7 protein-coding genes are annotated in these 5087 nt (G+C 74.1%); 2 read left to right on the plus strand and 5 right to left on the minus strand.

Features of this window, described 5'->3' with window-relative positions:
* Both AB7J25_RS30035 and AB7J25_RS30040 read left to right on the plus strand, forming a co-directional pair.
* A partial coding sequence (locus AB7J25_RS30035) for a response regulator (protein ID WP_428514664.1) occupies window positions 1–284 on the plus strand: 284 nt, incomplete at its 5' end.
* A complete protein-coding gene (locus AB7J25_RS30040; RefSeq protein ID WP_428514666.1) occupies window positions 281–832 on the plus strand; it encodes a response regulator in 552 nt (183 codons plus the stop codon). The genes AB7J25_RS30035 and AB7J25_RS30040, both read left to right, overlap by 4 nt.
* Window positions 833–938: 106 nt before the next feature.
* Here the strand turns inward: AB7J25_RS30040 and AB7J25_RS30045 are convergent, their stop codons facing one another.
* The 5 genes from AB7J25_RS30045 to AB7J25_RS30065 form a co-directional block, all read right to left on the minus strand.
* Window positions 939–1130 (minus strand): CsbD family protein, encoded by a 192-nt coding sequence (locus AB7J25_RS30045; RefSeq protein WP_428514668.1) that lies wholly within the window; start codon window positions 1128–1130, stop codon window positions 939–941.
* Window positions 1131–1192: 62 nt separating this feature from the next.
* Window positions 1193–1708 (minus strand): DinB family protein, encoded by a 516-nt coding sequence (locus tag AB7J25_RS30050; protein ID WP_428514670.1) that lies wholly within the window; start codon window positions 1706–1708, stop codon window positions 1193–1195.
* A 52-nt stretch (window positions 1709–1760) separates the two neighbouring features.
* Complete coding sequence (locus tag AB7J25_RS30055) at window positions 1761–3284, minus strand: GDSL-type esterase/lipase family protein (RefSeq protein ID WP_428514672.1); 1524 nt, start codon at window positions 3282–3284, stop codon at window positions 1761–1763.
* 151 nt (window positions 3285–3435) lie between these two features.
* Window positions 3436–3882, minus strand: coding sequence for a deaminase (locus tag AB7J25_RS30060; RefSeq protein WP_428514674.1), 447 nt, complete (start codon window positions 3880–3882; stop codon window positions 3436–3438).
* A 1070-nt stretch (window positions 3883–4952) separates the two neighbouring features.
* The gene (locus AB7J25_RS30065) at window positions 4953–5084 is read right to left on the minus strand and encodes an AbrB family transcriptional regulator (protein ID WP_428514676.1); all 132 of its coding nucleotides are present in this window, start codon (window positions 5082–5084) and stop codon (window positions 4953–4955) included.
* Window positions 5085–5087 lie beyond the last annotated feature (3 nt).

Below are 5087 nucleotides of genomic sequence, written 5' to 3' on the forward strand. Positions count from 1 at the left end.
CCGAGGGGATCCGGCTGCTCACGCAGCGACCGGAGGTCGACATCGTGCTGATGGACGCGATGATGCCGGACATGGACGGCAACGAGACGACCCGGATCATCCGGTCGCTCCCGCAGGGTCGCGACCTGCCCGTCGTGTTCCTCACCGCCAAGGCGATGCCGGGCGACCGCGAGTCCAGCCTCGCCGCCGGTGCCACGGACTACGTCACCAAGCCCGTCGATCTCGACGAGCTGTTGCGGCTCATGGCGTCGTGGACGGGCCGTGGAGCGGGGGTGCGCCGATGACCGACGCGATCGCGCGCGTCCTCGCGGTCGACGACCGGCGGGAGAACCTGGTGGCGCTCGCGGCCATCCTCGAGGGGATGCCGATCGAGCTGGTATCGGTGACCAGCGGCGAGGACGCGCTCAAACGGCTGCTGACCGAGGACTACGCGGTGATCCTGCTGGACGCGCACATGCCCGGCATGGACGGCTTCGAGACCGCGGGGCACGTCAAACAGCGCGAGCGCACCCGCCACATCCCGATCCTGTTCCTCACCGCCGTCGACTACGACCCCCACCTGGCTTTCCGCGGCTACCAGGCGGGTGCGGTGGACTACATCACCAAGCCCTTCGACCCCTGGGCGCTGCGCTCGAAGGTCGCCGTGTTCGTCGACCTGTGGACGCTGCACACGCGGCTCGCCGCCCAGGCGGCGGAGGTCGGCCGGCTGCGCTCGGCCATCGACGGCGCGTTGGAGGCGCTGGACCGGGCCGGGTCCGGGCCTGCGACGGCCGTGGAGCAGGCCAGGGCGCTGCTGGTGGCCGTGCAGGGGGAGGCCTCGGCGGCCCGCTGAGGGGGACCGGGCAGGCCGGGGCCGTGACCGCCTGGCGCGCGAACGGCACGTACGGGAAGACCTATTTCCCGTACGTGCCGTTCGCGCAGGGGGCGACCGGGTCAGCTCACCGCCGCTTCCGGAAGGCGTCCTTCACCTTCTGGACGGCCTGCTTGAGGTTGCTCCTGGTCTGGTCGTTGCGGCCCTGGGCCTCGAGGTTGCGGTCGCCCGTGGCCTTGCCGACGGCCTCCTTGGCCTTGCCCCGCAGCTCCTCTGCCTTGTTCCCGGCCTTGCTCTCGGCCCTGTCTCCGGTGCTCATGTGCCCTCCTCTCGTCGAGCACCGGGGTACCCGCCGGTAGGCCACTTACACCCCGACGTGAGTCAGCCCATGCTCTTGGCGCCGTCGATCGCCTCGCGCAGGATGTCGGCGTGCCCCGAGTGCTGCGCGGTCTCGGTGGCGATGTGCAGGAAGACCCGGCGTGCCGTCCACCGCGCGCCCGGCTCGAACCAGGGGGCCTCGGGCAGCGGCTGGGACGCGTCGAGGTCGGGGAGCGTGCGCACGAGCTCGTCGGTGCGCGCGGCGGTGCGGTCGTACTCGGCGAGGATCGACTCGACGGTCTCGCCGGGCAGCATCCGGAAGCTGTTCGCGTGTTCGGTGTAGGAATCCTCGTCGGGGGCCGTGGCGGCCGGGCCGTCGACGACGAACGAGACCCAGTTCTTCTCGGTCAGGGCGACGTGCTTCACCAGGCCGCCGAGGCACAGCTCGCTGACGGTGGGGCGCGACGCCGCCTGCTCGTCGGTCAGGCCGCGCAGGGTGTGGCGAAGGAAGAAACGGTGCTTGGCCAGCAGGTCCAGCAGGTCGGCTCGCTCGGCGGAGAGGGTCTGCGTCGTGGTCATGGGAAGAACACTACGGCCTCCTGCGGCCAGTTTCTGTCCGCAATAGCACCGCTCAGCGAACCCTGCCCGGATCGAGCTGCTGCACGACCGCCGACGCCATCCGCAGCGACCCGATGCCGGTCGGGTGGAACGGCTGGGGGTCCGCGAGACCCTGCAGGTCCGGGCCGAGGCCGTCGTGCGAGGTGACCAGGCGGGCGTCCCCCCGCGGGTCGTCCGTCGCGGGCGGGCACAGCGGCCGCAGCGACGGGCGCGCCACCGCGAACCCGTACTTCACCGCCCCGGCGGTGAGCACCTCGTTGAGCGCGGCGTTGCGGGCCGCGAACAGCGCCACCTTGGCGGCGTCCAGCCCGGGGACCCCGGCGGGCCCGCGTGCGTCCGGGCAGGTGGCGAGGGCGTCGGGATCGGCGGCGAACACGTCGTAGGACGCGGTGATCACGACCTGCGGGCGGTCCGGCAGGTTCGCGAGATCGGCGAGCAGGTCGCCGTACGAGCGGTCGAAGGCGGCGAGGCGGTAGTCGAACTCGCCCTGGGTGAGGCGGTCGGAACAGTCCGCGACGCCGTAGCAGTAGCGCAGGAAGTCGGTCCAGCCGAGGTCGTTCGGGCCGATGGCGACCACCACGAACCTGAGGTCCTCCACCTGCTGCAGCACCCCGACCTGCGCGGGGACGATGCGCCCCCCGCGGTCCTGAACGCCACGCAGGCCGCTGGTGACCGTCGCGCCCGGGCAGGCCAGGTTGAGCACCGGCGTGCCCTGCAGGCGGCCCACCTCCGCGGCCAACGAGTCCGTGCTGCGCTCGCAGGCGACGTCGTCCGTGCCGCCACCGGGCAGCGGCGGGCCCCCTACCCGCACGGCCCGGGAGTCGCCGATCACGGCGCCGCGAAAGCCCGTGACCGGCGGGCCGGCGGGCGCGGGCGGCACGTGGTAGGCGCCGACGAGCTGGGTGAGCGAGCGGACGTCGGCGAGCCCGCCCGCTGCCCCCGACACCGCGAGCGCGCCCGACACGAGCCACGCCGCCGCGGAGGCGACCAGCGCGATCGCGCCCATCCGCACGACGGCGCCCCGGCAGTACGCCCACAGCTCGTGCGCGGGCCGGTGCGCGGCGTCGGGGTGCCCGTGGCGGCGCAGCACGAGCAGCGTCCGCAGCCCGCCCGCCGCCGCTGCGGCGGCGAGGGTGAAGACGAGCAGGCCGACGCCGCCCCAGGCGTACCAGGTGACGTAGGCGTCCGCGACGGCGTCCACCGCCGCCGCCCGCGCGGGCGGACCCGCCTCGGGGTCGAACGCCACGGCCGCGGCTGCGTTGCGCTGGACGGGACCGAGGGTGAGCCGCGGGCGCAGCGGGCCGTAGACGCGCACCCGCTCGACGTCCAGCTCGGTGTTGCCGATCTGGACGAGCTGGGCGGGTCCGGCGAGCGTGAGCGACGGCGGGCGGGCTCCCACCGAGACGTGCTGGCCGAAGGCGACCAGCTCCTGTGCCGGCGTGAGCGCGACGGTGACGGGGATGCCGACCCCGAGGCAGAAGAGCACCAGCAGCACCGTGGGCCAGGCGCGGAGCTCCCGCAGCAGGGTGGGGCGCATGCGCTCGTCCAGGATGCGTCCTCTCGTCGGGCCGGGCACGGGTTCGATCGGTCGCGGGTCGGTCGGTCGCGGTCGGGCGGCGGCCTCAGGATGCAACCGCGGCAGCCGCTTTGGGAACCCCTTGCGCGGGCGGCGCTGGATCGATCGGGAGTCAGGCCGGGCCGACGAGGTGGCGGTTCGGGGCGAGCGCTGCGTCGGCGAGCTCGGCCAGCTCGACGACCTCGACGCCGCCCGCCACGAGCAGCTCCGCGCCCCGCGCACCGGGAACGAACACGTCCGGTTCGCGCCAGGCAAGGACCACCCGTGCGACTTCGGCCTCCAGGATCAGCCGGGCGCACGGGACGGGTCGCGACGCCCGCATCGAGCAGGGTTCCAGCGAGCTGTAGACCGTGGCGCCGCGCAGCCCAGGGTCGCCTGCCGCGCGCCGCAACGCCGACTCCTCCGCGTGCACGACGGCGTCCACGTCACGCGACCAGCCGCGGGCGATCTCCCGGCCGTCCGCGGCGACGACGATCGCGCCCACCGAGAACGCCGTCGTCGACGGCGGGCAGCGGCGGGCGAGCGCCACCGCCTCGGCAAGGAGGTCCCGGTCGCTCACGGCTGGATCATCTCACCGCCCGGGAGCCGCTCACCCGACGTCGTGGTCGGGCGGTGGTCGCCGCGCCGACGTCCTGGCGCTTGGACCCTGCGGTGCTCGCACACATGCTCGGTGCTCGCACAGGTGTTCGGTGCTCGCCGGCGACGCTCCGCGGCGCTCGCACACATGTTCGGCGGTGGCGCACATGTTCGGGGGTGGCGCACATGTTCGGGGGGTGGCCCGCGCCGTCGCCTGCGGTGCTCGCACACATGCTCGGCGGTGGCACATGTGTTCGGCGCTCGCCCGGGACGACCCCGCGGCGCTCGCGCACATGTTCGGGGGTGGCCCGCGCCGTCGCCTGCGGTGCTCGCACATGTATTCGGCGGTGGCACATGTGTTCGACGCTCGCCCGGGACGACCCCGCGACGCTCGCACACGTGCTCGACGGTCGCACACGCCCCGTGGTGCTCGCACACATCGTCGGCGGTGTGTGTCGCCGCTCCGGGGTGTGTGCCGCCACCGGGGAATGTGTGCCACCACCCCGGTGCCCACCGCTGGCGCACGTGTGCCACCGCTGGAGCACATGTGCCAGATTCGGGTCGAGCAGATCCCGGGCGCGGGCATGCACGACAGCCGCGGGCCCAGCGGCGACCACCGAAGCGCGACCACCGCCCCGTGCACCACCGCCCCGTGCACCACCGCCCCGTGCACCACCGCTCGAACATGTGTTCCAGCGATGGACCATCGGCGCCCCAAACGTATGTGCCACCGCTGGAACACATGTGCCACCCCCGAGCATGTGTGCCGCCGCACGGGCGGTGCGCCGCCGCCGGGGCCACCGCCCGGGTCCCCGCGGACGGACGCGGGGACCCGGGGATGGACGCGGCGTGCGGGTCGCCGAGCCGCCGCCCGCGAGCGGACCTCGCAACAACAACCGGCCACCCGGCAGCGGGCCCGGCCGCGCCGCTCAATCCGCGCCGCTCAATCCGCGCCGCTCAATCCGCGCCGCTCAACCCGCGCCGCTCAACCCGCGCCGCTCAACCCGCGCCGCTCGACCCCGCCGCTCGACCCCGCCGCTCGACCCCCGCCGATCAACCCCCGCCGCGCGCCGCCACGAGCCGCGCCAGCACCGGGGCCACGAGCAGCATCATCAGCACCCGCAGGACCTGCACGGCGACGACGAACGTGGCGTCCGCCCCCGACGAGATCGCCGTGGCGAGCACCGC

It is taken from the genome of Pseudonocardia sp. (assembly GCF_050246655.1).
Taxonomy (GTDB): Bacteria; Actinomycetota; Actinomycetes; order Mycobacteriales; family Pseudonocardiaceae; genus Pseudonocardia.